Source organism: Micromonospora sp. WMMA1363, from assembly GCF_030345795.1.
Taxonomy (GTDB): domain Bacteria; phylum Actinomycetota; class Actinomycetes; order Mycobacteriales; family Micromonosporaceae; genus Micromonospora.
Window position 1 is genome coordinate 4,789,804 of record NZ_JAUALB010000001.1, and the last position, 25,345, is coordinate 4,815,148.

16 protein-coding genes are annotated in these 25,345 nt (G+C 68.9%); 6 read left to right on the top strand and 10 right to left on the bottom strand.

The genetic code is table 11. From position 1 onward, the window contains the following. Positions 1–61 precede the first annotated feature (61 nt). The 9 genes from QTQ03_RS22305 to QTQ03_RS22345 all read right to left on the bottom strand — a co-directional run bounded on the left by QTQ03_RS22305 (position 62) and on the right by QTQ03_RS22345 (position 13,196). The gene (locus QTQ03_RS22305; RefSeq protein ID WP_289279721.1) at positions 62–1,066 is read right to left on the bottom strand and encodes an NAD-dependent epimerase/dehydratase family protein; all 1,005 of its coding nucleotides are present in this window, start codon (positions 1,064–1,066) and stop codon (positions 62–64) included. Continuing rightward, on the bottom strand, positions 1,057–1,686 hold the full coding sequence (locus tag QTQ03_RS22310) for a dTDP-4-dehydrorhamnose 3,5-epimerase family protein (protein ID WP_289279722.1): 630 nt from the start codon (positions 1,684–1,686) through the stop codon (positions 1,057–1,059). Before QTQ03_RS22310 ends, QTQ03_RS22305 begins: the two co-directional genes overlap by 10 nt. Positions 1,687–1,908: 222 nt before the next feature. After that, on the bottom strand, positions 1,909–3,030 hold the full coding sequence (locus QTQ03_RS22315; protein WP_289279723.1) for a DegT/DnrJ/EryC1/StrS family aminotransferase: 1,122 nt from the start codon (positions 3,028–3,030) through the stop codon (positions 1,909–1,911). 241 nt (positions 3,031–3,271) lie between these two features. Continuing rightward, positions 3,272–4,141, bottom strand: a complete 870-nt coding sequence (gene rfbA / locus QTQ03_RS22320) for a glucose-1-phosphate thymidylyltransferase RfbA (protein ID WP_289279724.1) — start codon at positions 4,139–4,141, stop codon at positions 3,272–3,274. Positions 4,142–4,268: 127 nt separating this feature from the next. Continuing rightward, positions 4,269–5,921, bottom strand: a complete 1,653-nt coding sequence (locus QTQ03_RS22325; protein ID WP_289279725.1) for an FAD-dependent monooxygenase — start codon at positions 5,919–5,921, stop codon at positions 4,269–4,271. An 87-nt stretch (positions 5,922–6,008) separates the two neighbouring features. Further along, the gene (locus tag QTQ03_RS22330; protein WP_289279726.1) at positions 6,009–6,851 is read right to left on the bottom strand and encodes an SAM-dependent methyltransferase; all 843 of its coding nucleotides are present in this window, start codon (positions 6,849–6,851) and stop codon (positions 6,009–6,011) included. Positions 6,852–7,169: 318 nt separating this feature from the next. Continuing rightward, complete coding sequence (locus QTQ03_RS22335; protein ID WP_289279727.1) at positions 7,170–8,465, bottom strand: cytochrome P450; 1,296 nt, start codon at positions 8,463–8,465, stop codon at positions 7,170–7,172. 58 nt (positions 8,466–8,523) lie between these two features. Continuing rightward, positions 8,524–11,733 carry a ferritin-like domain-containing protein gene (locus tag QTQ03_RS22340; RefSeq protein WP_289279728.1) on the bottom strand — a complete coding sequence of 1,070 codons (3,210 nt, stop codon included), beginning with the start codon at positions 11,731–11,733 and terminating at the stop codon, positions 8,524–8,526. Beyond that, a complete protein-coding gene (locus tag QTQ03_RS22345; RefSeq protein WP_502889885.1) occupies positions 11,730–13,196 on the bottom strand; it encodes a flavin monoamine oxidase family protein in 1,467 nt (488 codons plus the stop codon). Before QTQ03_RS22345 ends, QTQ03_RS22340 begins: the two co-directional genes overlap by 4 nt. Positions 13,197–13,515: 319 nt before the next feature. On the opposite strand from QTQ03_RS22345, the gene QTQ03_RS22350 reads away from it, so the two are divergent. Together QTQ03_RS22350 and QTQ03_RS22355 are read left to right on the top strand one after the other, a co-directional pair. Then, positions 13,516–14,823 (top strand): glycosyltransferase, encoded by a 1,308-nt coding sequence (locus tag QTQ03_RS22350; protein ID WP_353890610.1) that lies wholly within the window; start codon positions 13,516–13,518, stop codon positions 14,821–14,823. Further along, positions 14,820–16,043: a cytochrome P450 gene (locus tag QTQ03_RS22355; protein ID WP_289279731.1), complete on the top strand. Its 1,224-nt coding sequence runs from the start codon at positions 14,820–14,822 to the stop codon at positions 16,041–16,043. The genes QTQ03_RS22350 and QTQ03_RS22355 overlap by 4 nt, the downstream gene beginning before the upstream one ends. A gap of 80 nt (positions 16,044–16,123) precedes the next feature. On the opposite strand, the gene QTQ03_RS22360 is transcribed toward QTQ03_RS22355, so the two are convergent. Further along, on the bottom strand, positions 16,124–18,985 hold the full coding sequence (locus QTQ03_RS22360) for a helix-turn-helix transcriptional regulator (RefSeq protein WP_289280947.1): 2,862 nt from the start codon (positions 18,983–18,985) through the stop codon (positions 16,124–16,126). 1,358 nt (positions 18,986–20,343) lie between these two features. On the opposite strand from QTQ03_RS22360, the gene QTQ03_RS22365 reads away from it, so the two are divergent. The 4 genes from QTQ03_RS22365 to QTQ03_RS22380 all read left to right on the top strand — a co-directional run bounded on the left by QTQ03_RS22365 (position 20,344) and on the right by QTQ03_RS22380 (position 25,304). Beyond that, a complete protein-coding gene (locus tag QTQ03_RS22365; protein WP_289279732.1) occupies positions 20,344–21,837 on the top strand; it encodes an FAD-binding oxidoreductase in 1,494 nt (497 codons plus the stop codon). Between the two features lie 92 nt (positions 21,838–21,929). Beyond that, positions 21,930–22,529, top strand: coding sequence for a TetR/AcrR family transcriptional regulator (locus tag QTQ03_RS22370; RefSeq protein WP_289279733.1), 600 nt, complete (start codon positions 21,930–21,932; stop codon positions 22,527–22,529). Then, positions 22,526–24,154, top strand: a complete 1,629-nt coding sequence (locus tag QTQ03_RS22375) for an acyl-CoA dehydrogenase family protein (RefSeq protein WP_289279734.1) — start codon at positions 22,526–22,528, stop codon at positions 24,152–24,154. The genes QTQ03_RS22370 and QTQ03_RS22375 overlap by 4 nt, the downstream gene beginning before the upstream one ends. Before the next feature lie 475 nt (positions 24,155–24,629). After that, the gene (locus QTQ03_RS22380) at positions 24,630–25,304 is read left to right on the top strand and encodes a hypothetical protein (protein WP_289279735.1); all 675 of its coding nucleotides are present in this window, start codon (positions 24,630–24,632) and stop codon (positions 25,302–25,304) included. The last annotated feature ends 41 nt before the right edge of the window (positions 25,305–25,345 follow it).

Consider the following 25,345-nt stretch of genomic DNA (forward strand, 5'->3'; position numbering starts at 1 on the left):
GGCTCGGTCTCCGCCGTGCCTGGGCGCCCGGCCGAGGCCGGGCGGTCGGAACGGTACCGGGTCACGACAACCCCTCCTCCGCTCCGCTGGCGCAGAAGTTGACCGTGCGACGTAGCGCTTCCGTCAACGGCACCTGTGGGCGCCAGCCGCTGACCGTTTGGAACGCCGTCGCGTCGATCGTCACGCTGTGGAAGTCGCCCGGCTCCGCGTGCGGGGGTGGCGGCACCGAGACAACCCGCACCGGCGGCTTGCCGGTGCGGTCGGCGACCAGGTCCGCCACCGTGGTAAACACCTCGCCCAGGGGTAGCCCGCGCCCGGATCCGAGCAGCCACGCCCGCCCGGCCAGGGCGTCAACGTGGTCGACCGCCGCGACCAGCGCCCGCGCCACATCCTCGATGTAGAGCAGGTCACGGCGCACCGTGCCGTCGTGCCACATGGTGATCGGTTCCCCAGCCAGGGCACGTCGCACCATCGTGGACACTACGCCCTTGTCCCGAGCGGTGGAGCGCGGACCATACCCGAACACCGTGGGCAGCCGGATCGACACGGCTCGCAAGAGCCCCTCGGCGTGGGCGTCGAGCAGCACCCGTTCGGCCGCGAGCTTCTGCCGGTCGTACTCGCCCTTCGGACGGTCGGGCTCGCTGCCGTCGAGGACCTCCTTGTCAGTGGGCCCGACCTGCGAGGCGGCGCCCGCGAAGACCACGGGCAGGGGCGGGCCGGTCCGGTCGTCGTCCCGCAGCACTGCGACGAGGTCACGGACCAAACCGACGTTGACGCGCTCGGCGGCCGAGTCGCCCTCGTTGATGCGCCAGGTCGTCGATCCGGCGATGTACGCGATGGTGTGGATGACGGCGTCTGCGCCGGCGACGGCCTCGGCCAGGCGGCCGGGCTCGGTGAGGTCGGCGGTGTGTACCTCGACCTCGGCACGGGCATCCGCGGGGACCGGGGCCGCGCGGCGCGAGACGGCCCGCACCCGGACGTCACGCGCGGCCAGTCCGCGCAGTACGGCGGAGCCGACGAAGCCGGTCGCGCCGAGTAGCACGATGAGGGGACGATTCACTGCCACAGCTTCGCCTCCACGTCTCGGCACACCGCGTAGTCGGTCAGCAGGCCGCGATCGCGTGCGTCGGCGAGTGTGGGGGCGGCCCGGTCCCGGTCGGACTGAATCGGAGCGATCCCGGCCGGCAGGGGCAGCCCCAGCGCCGGGTCCAGCGGCGAGACCGCCCGCTCGTTCTCCGCCACGTAGCCTTCGGACATCGCGTACACGATCATGGAGTCGTCCTTCAGTGACAGGAAGGCGTGACCAACTCCCACGGGGATGTAGAGCGCCCGGCAGGTGTCGCCGTCGAGTTCGGTGCTCTCCCACCGGCCGAAGGTGGGTGAGCCGACCCGCAGGTCGACCAGAAAGTCCTGGACCCGCCCGTAAGGGCAGTAGACGTACTTCGCCCGCCCCGGCGGCGTGGCGGTGTAGTGAATGCCGCGCAGTACTCCACGGGCCGACAGGTTGTGGCTGATGTCACGCACCGGGAACAGCGGCCAGCCGACCGTCCCGGCGAATGCCGGCTCCTGGTACGGCGAAGCGAAGAGGCCGCGCTCGTCCCGGTAGACGGGGGGCGTGAACTCGACGGCCCCCTCGATGGCAAGCCGGCGCACCTGCACGCCGCCGATGGCTTTACCTTCCTTCATCGGAGGTCCCTTCCGGAAACGCTTTCGCTGCTTGTCCTGCGAGGATTGAGATGGGACGGTGCGCTGGAGCGGCGACCACCAGGGCTCGACGCCGGCCAGGAGGTCGTGCCGCGAGGACTGGTCCGTCGGCACTGTCGTAGCCGCCGCCGGGGTCGTGGATGCCGACGGTGGCGGCCCTGCGTGGGACCGCCCTCGTCCTGGATTCCGGGGTTCGACGTGAGCTCACAGTGCGGCCAGAACCTTGCGCAGGGCCGCGGCCACCCGCTCCTGCTCCGACTCGGACAGGGAGGGGTACATGGGCAACGAGAAGATCTCCTTGGCCAGCCGCTCGGTCACCGGCAGAGACCCCTCGGCGTAGCCGAGGTGCGCGAAGCCGCTCATGGTGTGTACCGGCCACGGGTAGCTGATGTTCAGCGAGATGTCGTAGGCCTGCAGCGCCTGAAGGATCGCGTCGCGTTGCGGGTGCCGGACCACGTAGACGTAGTAGACGTGGGTGTTGCCCGGGTTGGTGGTGGGTAGCAGCAGACCACCAGGACCGGTGAGGTCGCCGAGCAGTTGCTGCCAGCGCCGGGCGACGGCGTTGCGCCCGGCGATGTACTCGTCCAACCGGCCCAGCTTGCGTCGCAGGATTTCGGCCTGCACCTCGTCGAGGCGTGAGTTGTGCCCCGGTGTTCGTACGACGTAGTAGACCTTGTCCATGCCGTAGTACCGCAGCTGCCTGAGGTTGCGGTCGGTCCGCTCGTCGGCGGTGATCACGGCCCCGCCGTCGCCGTACGCTCCGAGGACCTTGGTGGGGTAGAAGGAGAAGGCGGCCGCGTCGCCCGTGGTACCCGCGAGACGCCCGTGCTGACGGGCACCGTGGGACTGGGCACAGTCCTCCAGGATCTTCAGGCCGTGCTCCTCGGCGAGCCGTACGAGCGGCGCCATGTCGACGCACTGGCCGTAGAGGTGCACGGGTAGGATCGCGCGGGTGCGCGGCGTGATGGCGGCTGCGACCTGGTCGGTGTCCATGAGGAAGTCGTCCTCGCGGATGTCGACGAAGACCGGCGTCGCTCCGGCACCCACGGTGGCGACCACGGTGGGTGCCGCGGTGTTGGAGACCGTGATGACCTCGTCGCCGGGGCCGATGCCGAGCGCTTCCAGACCCAGCTTCACGGCGTTGGTGCCGTTGTCGACGCCAGTGGCGTACGGCAGCGAGTGGTACGCGGCGAACTCCCGCTCGAAGCCCTTGACGCTCTCACCGAGCACCAGTTGGCCCGAGCCGAACACCGTTTGGACCGCGTCGAGGATGTCGTCCTTTTCCTTGGCGTATTCCGGTAGGTAGTCCCACACACGGGTCGTCACTTGGTTGGCTCCTGGTTGTCGAAACGGATGGGGTGCACAGGCCGGCTCAGGTGTCTGCGGTGGTGGGCGACGCCGAACCGTTGGCCACGACGAACGCGTCGTGGGCCGGTCGTCGGCAGGGCGTGCGTCAGCGGGCCAGCTGCCGGGTAGCTGTCCTCGGGCGAGATCAAGGCATGCCTTTTTCCATTTCTGCGGAGGGATTGGCGGATCGGGGTTCGGTACCCGCTCGGGTGTTCCGGTGTCAGCCGGCGGCGGTCACTTCCATCACGTACTGCCCGTATGGGGATTGAGCGAGCCGGCGGCCGAGGCGGTGGCAGGCTTCCTGGTCGATGAACCCCATGCGCCAGGCGATCTCCTCGAGGCAGGCGATCCGGACGCCTTGGCGGTGCTCCAGGATCTGCACGTACTGGCTCGCCTCGGTCAGCGCGTCATGGGTGCCCGTGTCCAGCCACACGAAGCCGCGTCCCAGGGAGATCAGCTCGGCCCTGCCCCGCTCGAGGTAGACGCGGTTGACATCGGTGATCTCCAGCTCTCCCCGTGCGGAGGGACGTAGGTCCCGGACGATGTCGAGGACCGTGTTGTCGTAGAGGTAGAGCCCGGTGATGGCCAGGTTGGAGCGCGGCCGGGCAGGCTTCTCCTCCAGGCCGACGAGCCGTCCGCGCGCGTCCACCTCGCCCACTCCGTAGCGCTCGGGGTCGCGCACCGGGTAGCCGAACAGCACGCAGCCGTCGATGTCGGCTGCGCTCCCCTGCAGCATGCCGCTGAAGCCTGGGCCGTGGAAGATGTTGTCGCCCAGCACGAGCGCGACGGAGTCGTCGCCGATGTGGTCGGCGCCGATGCGGAAGGCGTCGGCCAGCCCGCGGGGCTTGTCCTGTTCGGCGTAGCTGAGCGACAGCCCGAGCTCGGAGCCGTCGCGCAGCAGCCGCCGGAACAGCGGCAAATCGTCCGGCGAGGAGATGATCTGTATGTCGGTGATGCCCGCCAGCATGAGTACCGACAGGGGGTAGTAGATCATCGGCTTGTCGTAGACCGGGAGGAGTTGCTTCGACACGCCGAGAGTGATCGGATGCAGCCGGGTTCCATGCCCGCCCGCCAGGATTAGTCCCTTCACGCCACTGCCTCCATGTGTGCACTCTTTCCGCGTCGGAGCAGATTTCCGGATACTGGACGGCGGCTGCCTACGGACGAACTTTCCCTTTCGGTGTTCCCGCCCGTCCCGCGGTCCTGAGACTTCCTGGTCAGACCATTGACGAATTGGCTGAGCCGGTCGGCGCCTCGGCGCGGTTGCCTCGTATCGTGTCGACGAATTCGGCTGGGTCCGCAGGCAGGTCGTCGCCCCGCCATGCCACATGGCCGTCTGGACGGACCAGTACGAAGGGCCGTTCGTAGAGCTTTGCGATCTCCTCGTCGCGTCCGTTCCGCACGGTCAGGGGTACGGCTCGCTCGGTGAACGCGCGCTCGAGCGCCGCGAGTTCGCCGTGCTCGGCGAAGGACAGCAGGACGAACCCGCGCCCGAACAGGTCGAGTGTGGAGGTGGTGGCGTCCCACCACGCGTGCGCGGCGCGGCAGCCCGGGTCGCCGCCGGGACGCCAGTCGGCGTCCGGCAGGCCACGACGGATCGGCGCCTGGGGGTCGGCGATGACGATCGGGGAGCGGTAACACAGCCCGAAGTGAATGTCCGGCGCGTCGAACTCCCGGTGTGCTCCGCTGTCTTTCAGTCGCTGTGCCATCTCCGCGCGAGCCTGTTCACCCTCGGGGCCGTTCAAGTGTATTTCGGGTGGGACCTGCCGGCGCATGGTGCGTTGCAGGTTGAGATTGGCCTCCTGCAGGCTTTCCACCGCGATCGGTCTGCGCTCGGTTTCGTACGTGTCCAACAGGTGGCACCCGGCCCAGCCGTTCAGTGCGGCGGCGAGTTTCCAGCCCAGATCGGCGGCGTCGCCCAGTCCGGTGTTGAGCCCGAAGCCGCCGGAGGGGGAGAGCGTGTGCGCGGCGTCGCCGGCGAGGAAGATCCTTCCCGCTCGGTAGCGGTCGGCGACCCGGTGGGTGAGATGCCACTCGCCGTCGCTCAGCAGTTCCACCGGCGTGTCGAGGGCGATGGCGTCCTTGATCAGCGACTGTGCGTCGAGCCGGGTGACGGCGGGGTCTGCGTTGACGACCAGGTTGTACAGGTCACCTCCGTTCAACGAGCGCATGGGAAAGCGCAACGTGGACGACAGCATGAGGAAGTAGACGAGGGCGGCGCGGTCGCCGAGTTGCCGCTTGAGGTCGGGAGCGCGGAAGAGGATGTTCCGGAAGACCTGGGTCTTGTGGCGCGGCGGAGCGTCGATGCCGCAGGCCTGACGGATGGGAGAGGCGGCGCCGTCGCAGGCAACCAGGAACCGCGCCCGGACGGTGCCTGTCGTGCCGGTGTCACGGTCGGTGAGAACGGCCTCGACATGGTCGTCTGTTTGCTGTACGCGGTCGACGGTCGTCTTGAGTCGCAGCGGACCGTTCGGGTGGACGCCCACGGCACGCGTCAGCAGCGGGTTCAGCCAGTGCGCCGGGCATATCTGATCGGGCTCGGGGGTGTGGGTGAAGGCCGTGCGGGTCGCCGCCGTTCCCCGGCGGTACCGGTGGACCTCGTGGCCGCCGACCCTGGTGACCCAGGCGATGTCCAGGGGGTGGTCGGCAGGCCATCCTGCGCTGCGGATGGCATCTGCGACACCCCACCGGCGAAACAGTTCCATCGAGCGTGGGCCGATCGTGCTCACCTTGGGGTGCCGGACGTTTCCGTCGCCCGCATCGACGACCACGCAGTCGATCCCGCGGTACGTCAGGTCCAGCGCCAGCGCCATCCCGACCGGGCCGCCGCCCACGATGAGCACGTCGGTCCACTCGCCGGAGTTCGTCATGTCGTCCCGTCCTTCTTCGATGCCTGGGATCGGATGGCCCGGGGCGCCGGGGAGCACGCTCAGTGGCCTCCCCGGCGCCTGGGTGGCCTACGGACGTTCCGCGGTGGCCAGAAGGCAGCCGAAGTCGTCGACGCCTTCCAGGTCGGAGGGCTTGAAGGCCTCGTCGGAGAACTCGAAGTTGCCTTCGTTCAGGGCCGCGGGGCGCTCATCGGCGACCGGCACCTTCGCCAGTTCGTACGACAGGCGCAACGTGGTCTGCTCGGTGACGTCGAGGATCTCGCGCAGCCGCAGACCGGAACGGTGCAGCATCGGAACGTAGTCGTCGATGTCCGCCATGGTCGACATCAGGTCGCGGCAGAACTTGTCGACACCCTGGGGTCGGACGTCCTTACGCGGGAATCGATCGAACACGTCGGTCAGGACGAGCCGGCCGCCGGGCACAAGTACTCGGCACACCTCGCTGAGCACCTGCTGCCGGTCCGGCATGTGGCACATCGACTCCAGCGCCATGACGGCGTCGAACGACTTGTCCGGGAACGGAAGCCGCATCGCGTCGCCGTGCTGGAACACGGCGCGGTCGGCGACCCCGGCCTCGGCCGACAGCCGGTTGGCGGTCTTGATCTGCTCCTCGCTGATGCTGATGCCGGTGACCCGCGCACCGGTCTTGGCCACGACCCGCAGACCGGGACCACCGACCCCGCAGCCCAGGTCAAGGACATGGGAGGACGCGTTCACTTTCAACCGCTCGATGAACACATCGGTCAGCCGGTCCATTGCCTCGTCGATCGAGGCATCGGATTCCGGAGTGTCCCAGTATCCGATGTGCACGTTGGGATTGAAGGTGCCGTCGTTCATCGCGCTCAGGGTGAGCCGGTCGTACAGCTCGCCGACCGCGTTCGGCACAGGTAGGGTTTGCGCGACGTTGGTCATGGTTGCCGCCTTTCTGGTGGACCGAAGTGACTGGGCAGTGGAGCGTGATGCCCTCGGTGGGTCAGACGTCCCACTCCGGCACCGGGGCCGGTGCGGAGACGCTTGGGGTGAAAACGGGTGCGCCATCGATGGCGTGTCTGCGTGCTTTCAATCTGCTCCTGCGGTTGGATGGACGGCTCGGCGAATGTCGCAGCGTCGACCGCACTTCGCGTGGTGCGTCGATGCCGTTGTCGTGCCGGCCGGGGTGAACGAGGGCCATGTCATCGACGAAGACGATGACGTGTGGTGGGATGCGGCAGGCTGTGCCGGACGGCCGCGTCACCGTTGTCGATCTTCCGCGGGGTGACGGTGCGTGGTCGCGGGCCGGGCGGTGGTGTCGGACGTGTCGAGGACCAGACGTTCCGGCCCGTGGAAGACCATGTCGTCGGCGTAGTCGACCTGCTGGGCTCCGTGGCTCAGCGTGGGGACGCCGTCCAGCAGCGCCCGGAGGCCGATCTCGATCTCGGCGCGGGCCAGCGTCGCTCCCAGGCAGTAGTGGATGCCCAGGCCGAAGCCCAGGTGTCGGTCGGCAGGGCGATGCACGTCCAGGACGTCGGGTCGCGGGAAGCGCTCCGGGTCCCGGTTCGCCGAGCCCAACAGCGCGACCACTCGGCTGCCGCGTGGTACGTCATGCCCGCCGAGGCTGGTGTCCTGGTGGGCCCACCGTGTCACGGCCTGCACTGGTGGGTCGTAGCGCAGGAACTCCTCGATTGCATCCGATGGCAGCTCGCGAGCGCCGCGCAGCTCGTCGAGCACCTCCGGGTGTGCCCGCAGCGCCAGCACCGCCTTCGCCAGCGAGTTGGTCGTGGTCTCGTGCCCGGCGGTCAGTAGGTGAACGCAGGTCCCCACGATCCCGTCCACGCTCAGCGGCGCACCGCGGTCCCGCGCGTGAACCAAGATTGTGATCAGGTCGTCGCGGTCGCTTCCACGCCGCAGGCGCACCTGCTCCCGGAAATAGTCGGTGAACTCCTGGGCGGCGGCTTCGGCCCGGGCATAGCCGTCGGCGCCCCGGCGCGCTCGCGCGGTGCTGGCTTCCTGCAGCGCCACCGCGTTGGCACGCAGCCAGGCGTGCCGTTCCTTCGGAATGCCGAGTAGTTCGGAGATGACGAGGATGGGCAACGGCGCGGCGAAGCCTTCGACGAGGTCGATCTCCTGTTGCCCACCGAGTCGGGCCAGGAGCTCCCGCGCGATCTGCGCGATGCGTGGCCGTAGTGCGGTGACGATCCGGGGGGAGAATTCCTTGCCGAGCAACGAGCGTAGTTCGGTGTGGCGCGGCGGGTCCATGAACACCAGCCAGTTCTCGACGATGGCCCGTAGGGCCCGCTGCTCGGCCGGAACCGGGACGGACGTCGCCGCGGCGTCGACGGATCTCCCCCGGCCGAAGCGGCTGCTCGAGAGCACCTGGACCACCTCGTCGTAGGAGAACACGTAGAAGGTGCCCGGAGTGGCACCGTCGCGTGCTCCTTCATGCACCGCGGCGGCCTGCCGGTAGCGCTGGTACACCGGGTAGGGGTTGGCGATGTCCTCCCTGCCCCAGCCGGTCAGGTCGAACCGCGGCAGCGTCGCGGATGGCATGCGGTCTCCTTCTGCAGTCAGCACGGTGTTTGCGTCGGGCACGCCGGCCCAGGCACTGTCACGGCCGGAAGTGGTTGGCCCAGAACGTGCTCAGCTCCGCCACCCGAGGGGGCACCAGGGGACACTTGCCGCACTCTGCCGCGAGATCGTCGAGGCGCAGCGCGATCCCGCGCCTGGCCACGTCCGGGCGGGACACCGGCACCGGCTGCTCAGGCAGTTCGAACGACGGCCCCGCCGTCGCGCCGCGCCGTCCCGACGGCAGTGTCACCAGCAGCTCCGCCAGCGGGCGCATAAGGCCCGTCATCATGTCGATTGCCGCGTTCATCAGGTCGGACCGCCGCAGGCTTCCATCCGGGCGCTCACCGAAGTGCTGCGCCATCAGCTGAAGTGCCATGAAGTACGCGCGGTTGAACAGGTCCATGACCGCTCGGGCGTCCGGATCGGTGACCGTTACCATGGCCGGGTTTCCACTCCGGAGCGTCGGGTTTCGCACGACCGGGTAGACCGGGCGCCAGGGCTCGCCGCCTGGGACGATCGCGCCGCGGAGGAGTTCGCCGATCCGCAGGAACGCGGTGTAGTGCGACTCCTCGTCGGTTCCGGCGCCGAGCACTCCACCCTCTCCCTGCTCGGTGATGACGTCGATCGCGAACAGCGCGCTGGACAGATCGTCGACCTCGAGCTGGTAGTCGGGGTGGCGCCGATTGATCGACTCCCGTAGGAAGAGGTGGTGTTCTCCGCCTCCGCGGCCCTTGTCGACCAGGAAGAGGTCGGGTATGTGCTGCAGGCCGTCCCGGATGGTGGCGTACAACTCGCTCAGTGAGGCGTAGGCGTGCCTGTCGTCGTGGATCGCCGCGGCGTTGCCTCGTCGCACGTCGCCCACGAGGTCGTCTGGCCGTTCGATCAGCGTGAACCGCTCCACACTGCCGTGTCCCAGTCCCTCGAGGGAGAAGTCCAGCGGCACCGGCAGCTCGTGGTTGATCGTGCCGAAGTCAATCCTTGGCACGTGGAAGGGTTCGCCGAGCGCGGCGATGATGTTGTTGACCAAGAGGAAGTGGATCATTTCCTCGCGGGCGATGGTCATCAGCATGCTGCGGATGCCCTCGTCGAGGGTTTCGCCGCCGTCGCCGCAGGCCAGTCGGAGCTGCTCGGGCGTCCACACGCCCTGTCGGACGTACTCCAGACCGGCGCCGTGGGTGGGCACGGAGTAGGCCGCGTACAGGTACTGGAGCATGACGGCCAACTCGATCGCCGCCGCCTCGCGTAGCACCTGCACGAGCCGGTCACGCGTGGTGATCCTGCTGCTGCCGCGGCCTGCCGCGGGCACGGTCAGCAGGGCCGCGTCCGGTACCTGCTGCGCCCGCAGGTACTTCAGCAGGAGCCGTGCCTTCGGCTCGGACAGATCCCGCGTCGGCGGCATGTAGTAGGTCTTCGCCTTGTTGCGCGGATCGCACATCTGCCAGATCAACTTCGCGTACGTCTCCACCCTGCAGCGGTCCGCCAGGCTGAAGACCTCCGCCTTCATGAAGGAGAACACGTGCTCGTAGAAGGCGAAGACCTCGCGGTAGACCAGATCGAACGTCACGGCGTCCTGGTCGACTCCGGCCAGGCGCCAGTCGTCGGGCAGTACGCGTACCGACAGGTACCCCGCGCCTGGCCAATAGTCGAGCGTGTCGTCGTGGTCGTAGGCCAGTGCCGCCGAGCCGGGTACGTCCACGTCGCAGGGCAGGTCACCAGCGTCGGTGGACAGCAGGACCAGGGCGGTACCGGCGGTCGCACCCCGCATGGTGAACCATCCGCGGCCCGCGTGGTCGGTGTCCAGGACGCAGGCACTCGACCAGTTGCCGGGATCTTCCCGGCGGCCCGCACGGAGCCGGACGACGTCGATGTCGGAGCACCGCGCCTCGGGGGAGCACGCCGCCGCCTCGCGAGGGAGAGCCCGGGGGTTGAAGAACTGCCGTACGCCGATCTCGCGGATCGGGCGCGGACGACCCCGCACGAAGGCCCGCACGGGCACCTCGACGTCGTGGTCCGCCTCGTCAGGGTCCCGCGGGTGCTCCAGGATGAGGGACGCTTCATCGACCTGGACGTTGATTTCTCGTTCCCGTAGCCGCACCACCGGGCGGTCGGGACCGGTGGTCACCAGCCGCAGCGCCTCCTCGGCGGCGGCCTCGGCTGGCATCTCGATGGGAGCGGTTACCAGGCCGCAGGCCAGGACGTACTCCTGCCCGAGATAGGTTTCCCTGGGCAACCGGGCCACCAGCCGATCGCTGCTCGCGGTGCGCAGTTCGAGGTCCCCGACATCGACCGGTCCGGCCGCTGACGCGGGTACCGCGGTGATCAGGTTGAAGGTGACGTGGTCGTCGGTCAGCTCGACGGACAGGTTGTGCAGCCCGCCGGGATTCCGGCTCGCCCCGCGGCTGCCCGGGACGAGCAGGCGGCCCGCCGGGTACGTGCACAGCTCGTGTGGGTGCCAGGGGGCGACCGTCCCGCGTAGTTGCCACCGGCTCGGCTGGTCGGGTGCGGCCGGCACGGACATGTGGCTGAGCGCGAACTGCACCACCAGACCGCCTGCTCCCGCGTCCTTCAGTAGGCGCACGGCTGGCGAGACGGTCGCCCCGTCAAGCCACGTCAGTTCGTCCTCGGTCACGACGAACTGGTGCACCACGGACCCGCGCAGTTCCTTCGCCTGCCAGTGGTCGCCGACGTCGACGACATGGTTGGCGTTGTGCCATCTCGGCGGCTGGAAGCCGCGGACGTCTCCCGTGGCCAGGTAGCTGACGTCGTGGGATCGTCCGTCCCGCCCGAGGCCGAGCTGCCCGACCATGAGCGTCGTGGTCCGGTCGGAGGACGGGTCGACGTCGAAGACGCGGGCCCGGTTGACCGTCGTGGCGAGGTACTCGTTGTAGTGCCCCCACATGTCGACACCGCGTCCGATCAGCGGATCCGCGGTGTCGATCTTTCCCGCGTGGACCTCGACGCTGACGATCCGCGCGTCGACCGAGAAATGTCCGTTCCCCGCGAAGTGCCTGCCCTTGGCCGCGCTGAAGGGTCCGTCGGGGCTGGGGCGGCCCGTGTGGTCGAAGCGCGGTCCCAGCCGGTCGAGGTAGTCGTGGTACGCATGGGCCGGGTGCTCCACGGGGAAGGGCCTGCCGTCGTCGGTGAGCGCCGTGTTCGTCGCCAGGTCCACCAGACCGTTGCGCGGGCCGGTGGGCAGGTGCGTCGTCGCCGTTCCGCGGAAGTGCAGCCGAGGCAGGTCGAAGACGCTCATGCCGACTTCTCCGTGCGGCTCGGCCGGGTGGCGGCGAACTCGGGTCCAGGCTCGTCCCACTCGATTTCGTGCGCGGCGTCGATGGCCGATTCGATCGCACCCTCGATCCACGCGGGCTTCGACGAACAGTGCTCGCCCGCGAAGAACAGCCGCTTCTGCGGTCGGGCCGCCTCCAGTCGCTCGGCCTCGCGGAGGGCCGCTTTCTGTCCCCATCGGACGGTGGCCGCACCGAGGGACCATTGGTGCAGGCCCCAGGCCCGCGCCGCCACGCCCATGATCATGCCCGGCCTGCGCAGCTCGGGGTGCATCTCGCTCAGTTCCCGGATGATGAGCGCGTTCCGCTCCACCTCGCTCAGCCTGCTGAGCTCGTCGGCGTCCGGCCCGATGCTGTAGCTGGCGAGCAGAACGGCGCCGAGTGCCGGATCGCCGTCGGCCGGCGGGTAGTAGGTCTGCCGCACGTGTCCGCCGGTGAAGGATGCGCCGCCGCTGATCCCGTCTTTCTGCCAGAAGGCTTCGCGGCAGTGCAGGGCGATCTTGGTGGCCGCCCAGTACTTCGTCTGATGGACGATGTCCAGCTTGTCCTGGTCGAATCCGGCCAGCCGCATCGTCCTGAGTACCGTGAACGGAATGGTGCAGACCACGTAGTCGCAGCTCGTGGCGACGATCCCCGCACCATGACGGACGTGCAGGACCACCTCGTCGTCCCGGACGTCGATGCTCACCACCTCCCGGCCGGTCGAGATCGGCCCCCTGATCTTCGCGGCTAGTCGCCGGGGCAGCAGGTCCATCCCGTCCCGCAGTCGCACGAGTTTGGAACCCGTCTCGTCCAGTACGTCGTCGAGAAACCGCTCGAGGTGCGGCGGGCAGAGCGACCGGAATAGGGGATGGTCGGCGTAGAAGGAGTGCAGGTCGATTCGGTTTCCCGCGGTCCCGGACCGGTACGGCGTCAGATCGATGTCGTCGATGAGGTCAAGTAGTTCCACGCCGATTTCGTTGTGCATTCCGTCGTAGAACTGGCGGGGGGCGATAGCCCTGATGGTGGCATCCAGCCAGGCACCGAAAAGCAGGGTGTTCTCTCGGTACCGCCGGTTCGGCAACCCGGCCACGAACTCCTTGACCAGCGTTTCGTGCGCGTCCCGCACCCGGAGGTATCCAGCAGAACTAGGCAGATACGCGGCGTCATCGGAGAAAAGCGTTTGAAACCGGCAAACCTGGTCTTGTAGACCTAGTTCGGCGATGTAGTGCCTGGTCAGCCGATGCCCCGTGGGGATCCGCATTGCTCCGAGCTCGGCGAAAGGTCCGGGCTGACCGTCGACAGGAAACCGGTGTGTGTCGATGCGTCCACCGACATCGCGGCTTGCTTCGATGACCTCGACGTGATGCCCGAGGCGCTCCAGCTCATATGCGGTTACCAGCCCGGCGATGCCCGCACCGATGACGGTGACGCGCTTCCGCTCACTGATGTCGGGGCCTGGCCCGCCACTGTCTTGCAAGGGTGTCACCACAGATTTCCTCTCGACGCGACGCAAAGCACGGGAATGTGCTCGAAAGGCGATGACGGAATCGGCTCGTTGACCATTGTTGGGCCCGAGGACGCGCGTTCACATCACGTGGTCGGCGGGTGCACGGGTGGGTTGCCCTGCGGTCCGTCGAGTCGATCGCGGCGGCTCGGCCGGGCCATCCTGCGTGGCCGCGCAGGTTTCGTCCCGAGGCGGTGTCCAAGGCCCGGAGTTCGGTGACACTGGCGGGCGATGAACCTGAAGCCCGACGGAGGCGATGTTGATGCGAGTGTTGATCGCTACCACACCGGCACCGGGACATGTGGTCAGCATGGTGGAGGTGGCGGGCGAGCTGGCTCAGCGCGGGCATGAGGTGCGGTGGTACACCGGCCGGGCATTCCAGCCGCAGGTGGAGCAGGCCGGGGCGCGCTTCGAGCCCATGAGTGCCGCGCTCGACTTCGGCGGCAGGAGCCGGGAGGAGGCCTTCCCGAGCCACGCCGGACTGACCGGACTGGCCAGTTTCAAGATCGGTATCCGGGACATCTTCTACCGGACCGCGCCGGGGCAGCTCACCGACCTGCTCGCGGTGCTCGAACGCTTTCCCGCCGACTGCATCCTCGCCGACGACATGTGCTACGGCGCCTGCTTCGCAAGCGAGCGCACCGGACTACCGTTGGCCTGGCTGAGCAACTCGATCTATATCCTTGGCAGTAGGGACACCGCGCCGCTCGGCTTGGGACTGCCGCCGAGCTCCTCCCCGCTCGGGCGGGTGCGCAACGCCCTACTTCGATTCGTCGGGGACCAGGTGTCCATGCGGGACCTGCGCAGGGAAGCCGACCACACACGAGCCGCGGTGGACCTGCCGCGGCTGAGGACGCGGGCCATGGAGAACATCGCTCGCCCACCGGACCTGTACCTGGTGAGCACCGTGCCCTCGTTCGAGTTTTCCCGCAGCGACCTGCTTCCGGGCACACACTTCATCGGCGGTCTCTTCGGACTCCCCCCGGAGAAGTTCGAGCCGCCCGGCTGGTGGGCGGAGCTGCAGGCAGGTAAGCCGGTGGTGTTGATCACCCAGGGCACCACCGCCAACGACGTCGACCGGCTGCTCGTTCCCGCAGTCCGGGCACTGGCCGACGAGGACCTCCTCGTTGTGGTCACCACGGGAAGCGACCTGGATGTCGACCTGCTGCGGCCACTGCCGGGCAACGTCCGGCTGGAGCGGTTCATTCCCTACCACCACCTGCTGCCGCACGTGGACGTGATGCTGACCAATGGGGGCTACAACGGCGTGAACGCCGCCCTCGCCCAAGGCGTGCCCCTGGTCGCCGCACCGGCCACCGAGGAGAACCCCGACGTCGCGGCGCGAATCAAGTGGTCCGGGGCGGGGGTCGTCCTCGCCCGACGTGCCGTCTCCGAGGCCAGCCTGCGTGCGGCCGTGACCACCGTACTGAACGACGGGCGCTATCGGGAGCGGGCACGCGCGCTGTCCCGCGAACACCAGCGTTGCGACGCCCCACGACGGGCCGCCGAGCTCATCGAATCCATGGCCGAATCCCAGGGTCGAGTCCCCACCGGAGGTATCACACAGTGAGTGTCACCACGAACACCGACTTGGCCGAAGCCCCCGAGACGACGATGCCGGTCGACCCGGGGCCGTTCGACTGCATGCCGGAGCTGCTTGCGGCGGCGCGGGTGGCGCCGGTCGTGCGGATTCCCTACCTCGACAAGCACGCGTGGGTCGTGTGCGACCGCGAGCTGGTGAAGATCGCGCTCACCCACCCCAAGATGGGTAAGGACATCACCCTCGTTCCAGACTGGATGCGCAAGCCGGGCCTGATGGTGGGAGCGCAGCCGCCCCCGGAGTACGCGCGTGCCATGATCATGAGTGACGGTGAGAACCACGCGCGGATCCGACGGGTCCACGCGCCGGTGCTGAGCCCGCGGAACACCGAGCGATGGGGCGAGCGGGTCGCCGTCAAGGTCGAGGGATTCCTCGACGAACTCGAGCAGGCCTCCAGGGGCAGCGCCGAGGTCAACGTGGTCACGGACTACACGCACAAGATCCCGCTGGCGTTCATCTCCGAGATGCTCGGTCTGCCTCCGGAGGCGGAGCAGCGGCTGCGGGGCATCACCGACATCATGCTGTACTCATCTGACTACGCGGCCCGCCGGGAGGCGATCGGAGGGCTGTTCGGGGCGGTCGAGGATTGGGTGCGCAACCCGGCCGTGCTGCGCGACGGTGTGATCACGGGGCTGCTGGCCTCCTCCGACGGGCCGGACGCGGCGGTCACCGAGGGCGAGGTCATCGTCTGGACCCTAGGGATGATCATCACTGGCTACGAGACGACCGGGAGCCTGATCTCCGCTTCGCTCTACGAGGCCCTGCGGCGTCCCGCGCAGGAGCGACCGCGAACCGACGAGGACCTCCGGGCGTGGATCGAGGAAACCCTGCGGGTGCACCCGCCGTTTCCGCACCCGACCTGGCGCTTCCCCCTCGAGGACATCGATCTCGGTGGGTACCTGATTCCCAAGGGGGCGCCTGTGCAGGTCAGCATCGCGGCGGCGAACCGTAACCCGGACGAGGGAGCCGACAGCTTCGACGCGGAACGACAGGGACACGGACACCTTTCCTTCGGCCTCGGAGCGCACTACTGCATCGGCGCCTCGCTGGTTCGGCTCGAGGCGCAGATCGCGGTGCGCGGTTTCCTGCAGCGGTTCCCACAGGCGCGGTTGAGCACCGGCACCGCCGTCCAGTGGGAGTCGGAATGGATGATTCGCCGAATGAGCGTGCTGCCCGCCGTGTTGACCTGAGTCGGGAGTGCGCGCGACCCGGGAGCCTGACCGGCCGGGCTCTGGGCCACGCGCACTCATCGACCAAGTCTTTGCCGGAGCTATGCCGTCGAGGCTTCGGGGCGGGACGTGCGCAGGGCCTCGCACCGGATCAGCGCCGAACGGGATCGGATCCCGAGCTTGCGGTAGATCTGCCGCAGGTGGAACCCGACCGTATGTGGCGAGATGAACAGGTGGGTCGCGGTCTGCTGGTTGGTGAGCCCGCCGGCAACCAGTTTCGCCACCTTTCGTTCGGTCTCGGTGAGGCTGTCCCAGCCCGATACCGGCCGCTTGACGTGCTTCCAGTGTCGGCGCCACACTCCGAGCCCGCGCAGCCGAGCGCGCACGCGGGCAGCGTCCCGATCTCCCCCGAGCGCGCCGTAGGCGTTCATCGCACGGTCCAACTCGGCGATCGCGGTCTCGTGATCGCCTCGGTCGAGCAGGATACCGGCGTGGTCCTCGGCGGCTGTGGCCTGAGCCCACGGGTTTCGGTGCAGTCTGCCCGCCTCGGCCAGGGCGTCCGCGTCTGCTTCGGCGAGCGCGCGGGCATGCACGGCCGCGCCGAGCACCGCGGGAACGCGTGGGTTGCGCGCGCTGAGGGACTCGGTCGTGTCAACCACCGCTCGGGCGATATCCGGCCGGTCAGCCGCGAGCGCGCAGCGGACCCACCAGGCCGCGGCCGCCGGGTCCTCCAGGACGATCTCGCACGGGGTAACGGCCTGCGTCCCGATCTCAGCCAACACCTCGACCGCCGCCGTGGGGCCCGCCTGGGCCTCGGCCAGCTGCGCCTGCAGGAGGAGGCGGGCCGCCCGCCAGGGATTGGAGGCGTCCTGCGGGCACTTCCTCGCCAAGGCGTTCAAGTGATCTTCGGCGTGGTTCGGCGCTCCACGGCGCAATGCGACGTGGGCCAGCACCAGCCACGCCTGTGGAGCGAGAATCGGCACGTACCGGCCGTCTTGCCCCGTGCCGGCCCGCGCCGCCTCCTCGGCCTCGTCCAGCCGCCCGCGAACAAGGCTCAGGGGGGCCCTGAGCGCAGCCCCGACCGCGGCGGCCGGGGTCCTCGCAGTCGAGGCTGTTGTCTGGGCATACCCGTGAACCACCGCCTCCGCCTCCTCGTATTCGTCAATTCTGGTCAGGGCGAAGGCCAGGAACCAGCGCGGATCGAGGACCTGAACGCCGTCACCAACCTGGTTGAGCGCGACGGCGTCACGCAGCGCCGCCACCGCGTCGCCCACCTGGCCGTCTCGCCACCGGTCCAACGCATGGACAGTCATGGCGGCTACTCGCACAGCCCCGTCATGAAGGTCCGGTCCGTTGAGGATCGCCCGCACTCGTCCGACTGCCATGCTGTCCCCGGTCAGGTAGGACGCGGCGAGGTGGGTGACGAGGGCCTCGCCGGGCTGGAATCCGCCTTCCTGCCTCGCCAGCGCGTCCTCTGTGGCTCGGCGGGCCGCCAGCGCGTCGCCCCGCAGCAGCAACGCGGTCGACATCGACGCCTGCAGGGCGGCGATGTCCCCGGCGGGTGCCACCGACGCAGCGCCTGCCAGACTCGCGGCCTCATCGATCGCGTCCCTGGCCACGGTGACCGCCTCGTCCAGGTTACCCACCGTGGTGAGTGCTTTCACCGCGGTGTTCGCAAGGCGCGTGCGCTCGACCCGTCCGGGGCCCAGCAGTTCCATGCCGCGGGTCGCCAGCGACGCCGCGGTTGCGGGATCGGTGGCTACCAGCCGTCGGGCTCCCTCGGCGATGACATCGAGTTCCTTGGCATCATGGGGCTGGGCTACGTGCGCCAGTTGGAGGGCGGCGCGTTCGACGCCGTCAGGATGCGACAGCAGGGTCTCCGCCGCCTGCCGGCGCAGCAGCGCGCGTACCGGTGGGGGCACGGAGTCGAGTAGTACCCGCCAGATCGGCTCGGTGCGGAACGCGAGCCGATGCTCCTCACGACAGACCAGAACCCCGCGTTCCACCGCCTCGTGCACCGCCGTCAGCAGGCCAGCAGGCGACTCGTCGAGCATGGCCGACAGGTCCTCCGGTGCAAACGGCGATCCGAGCACGGCGGCCAGCCGGAGAGACTTGACGGTGGGGGCGGAGAGTTGCAGAAGACTCTCCTCGATCATCAGGGAAAGGCGTTTTGGCACCGGCGCGGGCACACCCACGGCGGTCCCGGTGGGGGCGCTGCCGGGTGATCCGGGAGTCAACCGCGAGGTGCCGTCGACAGTGCATATGTCGCCATCCTCCATCAGCCCGCGTACCAGCTCGATGACCGCGCAGGGCGAATCGTTGACGCTTTCCACCAGGGCGAGGACCGCTGGGTCGGGGACGGCTCCGGTGTGGTCGGCTACCAGGTGCGCCAACGCTTCGCCCGTGAGCGGACTCAGCCGCAGGATCGGCTCTACGGCGACCCTGCCCCGAAGCCTGCTCAGGCAGGTCGTCATCGGCTCCGAAGGCGCGGCGCCCGCTGGCGAGGTGAAGGCCAGCAGCCAGACAACCGGTCGACCCTCGTGGGCCAGGATGAGGTCGCACAACGCCATCAGCGTGGAAGGATCGGCCAGGTGCAGGTCGTCGAGCGTGACGATGGTGGGGATGTGTTGCGCGGCGTGGCGTAACCGCGCCCGCGCTGTCTCGACCGTGGACGTCACCCTCGGGCTGTGAACTCCGTTGGCGACGATGCCCGGCGTGGGCAGCTGAGCGCCGGTAGCCACCTGCGCCGCCCCCGGCACGGCGTTTTCACCGGCCGCGACGCCATTGACGACGGCGAAGCTCATGTCGTCGGCGATGTTGGCGGCCTCGATCAGGAGGCGGGTCTTGCCGCTGCCGGATGCTGCCGTCACCATGAGGACCCTGCTCTGTCGGACGGCGGCTACCCTCTGCAGGTTCGTGCTGATCTGCTCCAACTGCTCTTCCCGGCCGCGTACCTTCCGCAACCGGAGTGCGTGGAGCCGTACCGGATTCTCCGTGTCCCGGTTGTGGGTGACGGGCGAAACCGTCTCCCGCCGACCCGGAAGCTGGCGCAGGCGGTGCAGATCGGTTTCCCCGGAGCCCACTGACACACGGTGATGGCCAGGGGCGCGGGCAGCCACAGTTGTGGCGTGTAACCCGAGTGCAGCCTTGTTCATGGTATCCCTCCCCAGAGACTTGTGCAGATCCGTCGCGCGGTGATGCGCAACGCGCTGGTGACGTCACCGATCGGTCGCTGACCCGCTCACCCGCGTGTCAACGGCCGATTCGAAACTCGGCGTAGGCGGCCAGTAGCTCTCCCTCCTGGCGGTCCCGGCTGCTTGCCAACGCCGGCCAGATGCGTGTCCCGCCGCGTGGTGGCGCTCGGATTCGTGCAGGGCCTTGACTCCTCACTCCGTGGAAGGTCGATCGAATCGATGGCCGTCGCCGCAGGTCACGACGACGTGGGCCCGGCGCGGGAACCGGTCGACGGGGCGGCGGACCTTGATGCCGAGGTCGTCGACGGTGCACCAGGCGACGGTCACGCCGGCCTCGGCGGCGGTCTGGCCAGGCCTCGCAGAAGTGTCTCCTGCCGCTGCCCGAGGGGCCGCGGACTGACGGGAGACCGACACGTTCCCCTTGTGGCGCAACCGATCCACGCTGCGCGTCACGGTTCGGCCCCCGCGAGCGGTGCCGCCTCCTCGCCGCGCTGGTAGACCGGATGCGGATCAGGCGGTGGTCGGCGAAGCGTCCCGCCGGCACCGCTGTTCCCGGCGTCCGCCCGATCTGGTCGACACCGTGCGGCGTGGCCGGGCCGACGGCCTCGGCCATCGGGCGGCGAACCTCGCGGGCCCTGGCTGCGGTGGCCCTGGCTGCGGCGGCCTCGACCGGGCTGGCCGAGCCAGGAGGCAAGCTCCACCTCAGGTGCTCAACGCCGCCGATTCAAGCCGCCATCGCAGCTTCGACCACGTCGAACGACGGACGCCGGGTCGGGTAGCCCTGCGTGGATACTGGGTCGGGTAACCCCGCTCGGACCCTGGGTCGGGTAACCCCGCTCGGACCCTGGGTCGGGTAACCCCGCTCGGACCCTGGGTCGGGTGACCCCGCTCGGATCCTGGTTTGGGTAACCCGGTCCGGGGACCAGGATGGCGGTAGTCACCCAACCACCCTAGGTGCTCGGATCTGCGGGTGCAATGCGAGGCTTGTTCCACGAAGGTGGGATCGCTGCCGGCGCCCTACCGGTACCGTTCGAATTCTCGCCGTGCTCAGGTCACCGGCCCGTCCTAGCTGCTACATATGAACCGGCGCGGCCATCCGTACAGGCAACCGGGGTGAGGAGGGCGGCATGGCATGGCGGCCGACATGGCGGCAGGTGCTGACCCACGGCGCGGCCGCGGCCGGCCTACTCGCACTGGGCAGCCTCGTGACCCGGGCCGTCGCCAACTGGGTCGCCGAGGGCGCGATCCCGCCCCCGGTGCCCCCGGGGCCGGTTCTCGACGACGCCAGCCGGATCAACCCGACCAGGGTGCGCGGCGTTCTGTACGCCGCATCCAGCGCTGAAGGTACCGCGCGGGTAGTCACGCCGCTGCTCCACCGCATTGCCAGCGGCGCCGACCCGGCCCTGGCCGTCGCGGGCGTGCGGCATTCGATGGGGGGGCAGAGCATGCTGACTGGCGGCTGGGTGCTCGACACTCGGCCGCTGAACACCATCGCGCTGGACAGCGCAGCGGGCGTGGTTCGCGTGGGCGCCGGCGTTACCTGGCGGGAGCTGATCCCGGTGCTCAACGCCGCCGGGTTCTCGCCCAAGGTCATGCAGGCGAACCATGACTTTTCGGTGGGCGGGTCGCTCAGCGTGAACTGTCACGGCTGGCACGCCAACCACCCGCCGATCGCCGCGACGGTCCGCGGTCTGCGCCTGCTCACCGCAACCGGAGAGATCGTCAGCTGCGGGCCGGCGGAGAACACCGAGCTGTTCAGCCTCGTGCTGGGCGGCTACGGCCTGTTCGGCGTGATCCTCGAGGCGGATCTCGAGGTGTGGCCCGATGTGCGCTGCACGCCGTACTTCGATCCGGTCCGCACCGCCGACTACACGGAGGCGTTCCTCCGGCTCGTCTCCGGCGCAGACACCGAGCTGGCGTATGGCCGGCTGTCGGTCGCCCCACGCAGCTTCCTCGAGGAGGCGATCATCGTCCGGTTCGTCGCCGACCCGGGCACGCGCGGCGAGGTGCTCCCCCTGGCCGGTAGTCTGGCCTCACGGGAGTTGCAGCGTGCGGTCTTCCGTAACTCGGCCGGCAGCGACCTGGGCAAGATGGTCCGGTGGGGCTTCGAACGCGAGGTCGGCCCCTGGCTGGCCAACCCGTTGAGCCGCAGCAGTATCCAGGACGAGCCCGTTGCGGTTTTCGCCGACCAGTCAGTGGAGACGTGCGACATCCTGCACGAGTACTTCGTGCCGCACCCGGCGTTGGCGACGTTCGTCGCGGCAGCCCGGGAGATCATCCAACGGTCGGATGAGAACGTGCTCAACGTCACCGTCCGCGACGTCCGCCGGGACACCCGCAGCGCCCTCGCGTATGCCCGGGAGGACATGTTCGGGGTGGTGATGAACTTCCGGCAGCAACGCACGACCGAGGCGGACGCGCGGATGCGTACCCTGACGCGCGCGCTGATCGATGCCGTGCTGGACGTGAACGGCTCGTTCTACCTGCCGTACCGGCTGCACGCCACGCGCGACCAGCTGCGTCGCGCCTACCCTGGCTGGGACGCCGCCATGGCGGCCAAGTCACGGATGGACCCGAAGCGGGTCTTCCGAAATGCCCTGTACGACACCTACGCAAGCTAGCAAGCTACTGCGGGGTCGGGCGGTCAGCGTGGGCGGGGCGCCGGCGACGGCTGTCCTTGTCGACAAGAAGTGAATGATGGTTCAATCCTTGCGTGGCGTACCGGACGACCGAGCGGGTCAAGGCCCGGCTCAACGCGTCGCGCGAGCGGACGATCGCGGCGGCCCTGAAAACCATGGCCGAGCACGGTTACGCCGGCTGCACCGTCGCCGCCATCGCCGAGCGGGCGGGCATCGCCACCGGCAGCGTCTACCGTCACTTCCCGGCCAAGGCGGACCTGTTCGCCGAGGTCTTCCGGGTGGCGGCACAGCGCGAGATCGACGCGGTCTCCCGCGCCGCCGCGCGGGAGAGCACGGCGGTATCCCAACTGGCGGCGGTCGTGGCCACCTTCGCGGGGCGGGCGTTGCAGTCGCCGCGCCTGGCGTACGCGCTGCTCGCCGAGCCCGTGGACCCGGCGGTTGACGCGCAGCGGCTGATCTTCCGCCGCGCTCACGCCGACTTGATCGCCGGCTACGTTGCGCGGGGAGTGGAAGCCGGTGAACTGCCCCCGCAGGATCCGGAGCTGACCGCGACCGCCGTGGTCGGTGCCCTCGCCGAGGCCATGGTCGGCCCGCTCGCCGCCGGGATCGCCGGCCCCGACACCATCCCCGGACTGACCAGATTCATCCACCGCGCGTTGGGAGTGTCACCGTGACCACACACGAGGTGTTCAACCAGGTGCCGCCGCTGATCGGCTACGACGCGGCGGACGATCCGGCGCTGCTGGAGGGGCTGGCGCGGGAGGGCGCCGGCTGGGCGGCCGGAGAGCTGCACGACCTCGGTCGCCTCGGCGGCGGTCCCGAGGCGACCGAGCATGGCCGGTTGGCCAACGAGCACCCGCCGGTGCTGCGTACCCACGACCGCTACGGCCACCGGGTGGACGAGGTGGAGTTCCACCCGTCCTGGCACGAGCTGATGCGGGCGGCGGTTACCCACGGCCTGCACGCCGCGCCGTGGGCCGACGACCGGGCCGGCGCACACGTCGCCCGTGCCGCGAAGTTCTACACCTGGCGACCCGACGCCGGTCACGGCTGCCCGATCTCGATGACGTACGCGGTGGTGCCGGCGCTGCGGCACGCCCCGGAGCTGGCCGCCCGGTACGAGCCGCTACTGACCGCCCCGGTGTACGACCCCGGGCTGCGGGCGCCGCTGGGCAAGCGGGGACTGCTGGCGGGCATGTCGATGACCGAGAAGCAGGGTGGCTCGGACGTCCGCGCCAACACCACCACCGCGCGGCCCGAGCCGGACGGCAGCTACCGGCTCGTGGGGCACAAGTGGTTCACCTCGGCACCGATGTGCGACGTGTTCCTCACTCTCGCCCAGGCCCCCGGCGGGCTCACCTGCTTCCTGGTTCCCCGCGTGCTGCCGGACGACACCCGCAACCCGATGCACCTGATGCGCCTGAAGGACAAGCTCGGCAACCGCTCGAACGCCTCGTCCGAAATCGAGTACGAGCACGCGGTGGCCTGGCGGGTCGGTGACGAGGGCCGGGGCGTCCGCACGATCATCGACATGGTCAACCTGACCCGGCTCGACTGCCTGATCGGCGCGGCGGCGGGGATGCGCCAGGGTGTGCTCACCGCGGTCCACCACGCGGCGCACCGGCAGGCCTTCGGCCGTTACCTGGTCGACCAGCCGCTGATGCGTAACGTGCTGGCGGACCTGGCGGTGGAGTCCGAGGCGGCGACCATCCTCATGCTGCGACTGGCCGGGGCGACGGACCGCTCGGCGCGGGGCGACGCCGACGAGACCGCGTTCAAGCGGCTGGCCGTCGCGGTCGGCAAGTACTGGGTCTGCAAGCGCTGGCCCGGACACGCCGCCGAGGCCCTGGAATGCCTGGGGGGCAACGGGTACGTGGAGGAGTCGGGGATGCCGCGGCTGTTCCGCGAGTCGCCGCTCAACGGGATCTGGGAGGGGTCGGGCAACGTGGCGGCGCTGGACGTACTGCGCGCCCTGACCCGGGAGCCGCAGGTGCTGGCCGCGTTCGAGGCCGAGGTGGCCACCGCCGCCGGCGCCGACCCCCGGCTGGACGCGGCCGTGCGGCGGCTGCGCGGCGACCTGGCCGAGGAGTCCGCGGTGGAGCTGCGGGCCCGGCGGACGGTGGAGCGGCTTGCCCTCGTTCTGCAGGGTTCGTTGCTGGTGCGGCACGGCCACCCGGCCGTCGCCGACGCCTTCTGCGCGTCCCGGCTGGGCGGCGAGCACGGCTACGCGTACGGGACGCTGCCGGGCGGCGTCGACCTCGCCGCGATCATCGGACGAGCCACCCCGAAGGTGGGCTGACCAGGTGGGTGCGGAGCGGACTGGCCCGAGGCCGTCAGCAAGCCCGCACCGACACTGAAATCGCCCTTCATCGTCACTGCCTGCGACATCGTCATCGGCTGTCAGCGCGCTGGCGGCGACGCCTACGCCGTCCGCGTCGCCAGCCGGGCCAGTCGCCTTCCAGAGTGGCCTCCATATCGGTCGTGACCAGCGGAAACCCTAGAACTCGGGGGCCCTGTCGGGTGGCGTGCGGTGGTTGTGCCGGGCGGATTCGGCGAGGGGATGCGAACTAACGGTGTCGATTGAGTTGCCGGGGGTGAGCAATAGTTGCCGAGTGTATATCTCGAACAGGTAAACACTCGCCACTCTGATTGTCCTTAGTTACCGATAAGGAAATGAATTTTCATTGACACAGAGCCATGTGGTGCATAGCCTTGCTGTCGCGGAGCTCGGCCGGCAACGTATGAATCATCTTTGGATTACCGAGGGGGTAGTCGTGCGGATCATGGGCAAAGTGGCTGCGGTGTCCGCCGCAGTTGGCGTCGCGTTGGCTTTCGGAGCCACGCCGGCCTACGCAAAGACAAAGGAGTACGACGCCAATACGTGGACGAAGCGCCAGAAGAATTTTTTTGAGAACAAGGTGTTGAATTGCGAGAAGATTCAGGCCAAGTCGAATCCCCGCAAGGCCGACAACTGTGCAATCAAGTTTGAGGGCACGTTCACCCCGCTCCCGCGAGCTAAGCAGGAACTGCTCTCCGGTAGCCACTACAACTTCTCCAACGACAGGCAGGTGGCTGTCTACTCAATCGCTCTCGGCTACTCGGTGTCGCACAACGTCTCGTTCAACTTCTCCATCAAGGCGGCAGGAAACGGAGGGGACGGCAGCTTCTCGATCGGTTACTCGAAGACCAATACTCACACGAGTACGGAGACCTGGGGGTACAACCAGTGGATCCTTCCGTGCTACCGGGGCTGGGCGACCGTCGCGCCGAGTAGAGCGAACTACAAGGGAACGATCTACATTGAGCGCGAGAAGCGCAGAGACCTCGCCGTCAAGAACGTTGACATGACGGTGGAGAGCAGGCGATTGGCCGATTTCTTTACCTACTCCGCGCCCATCAGCGAGGCAGAAAAGAAGGCGCTAGGGCAGGAGTGCACACCAGTCCCCTAGACGATCTATTCCAAGGGGTACGGGGTAGTGAAGGGAGGCGA

What these genes read in the sequence shown, in the direction of transcription:
- QTQ03_RS22310 (WP_289279722.1), bottom strand. Translation starts at nt 1,686, where the DNA reads ATGAAGGAAGGTAAAGCCATCGGCGGCGTGCAGGTGCGCCGGCTTGCC.
- QTQ03_RS22325 (WP_289279725.1), bottom strand. Translation starts at nt 5,921, where the DNA reads ATGACGAACTCCGGCGAGTGGACCGACGTGCTCATCGTGGGCGGCGGC.
- QTQ03_RS22330 (WP_289279726.1), bottom strand. Translation starts at nt 6,851, where the DNA reads ATGACCAACGTCGCGCAAACCCTACCTGTGCCGAACGCGGTCGGCGAG.
- QTQ03_RS22335 (WP_289279727.1), bottom strand. Translation starts at nt 8,465, where the DNA reads ATGCCATCCGCGACGCTGCCGCGGTTCGACCTGACCGGCTGGGGCAGG.
- QTQ03_RS22340 (WP_289279728.1), bottom strand. Translation starts at nt 11,733, where the DNA reads ATGAGCGTCTTCGACCTGCCTCGGCTGCACTTCCGCGGAACGGCGACG.
- QTQ03_RS22350 (WP_353890610.1), top strand. Translation starts at nt 13,516, where the DNA reads ATGCGAGTGTTGATCGCTACCACACCGGCACCGGGACATGTGGTCAGC.
- QTQ03_RS22365 (WP_289279732.1), top strand. Translation starts at nt 20,344, where the DNA reads ATGGCATGGCGGCCGACATGGCGGCAGGTGCTGACCCACGGCGCGGCC.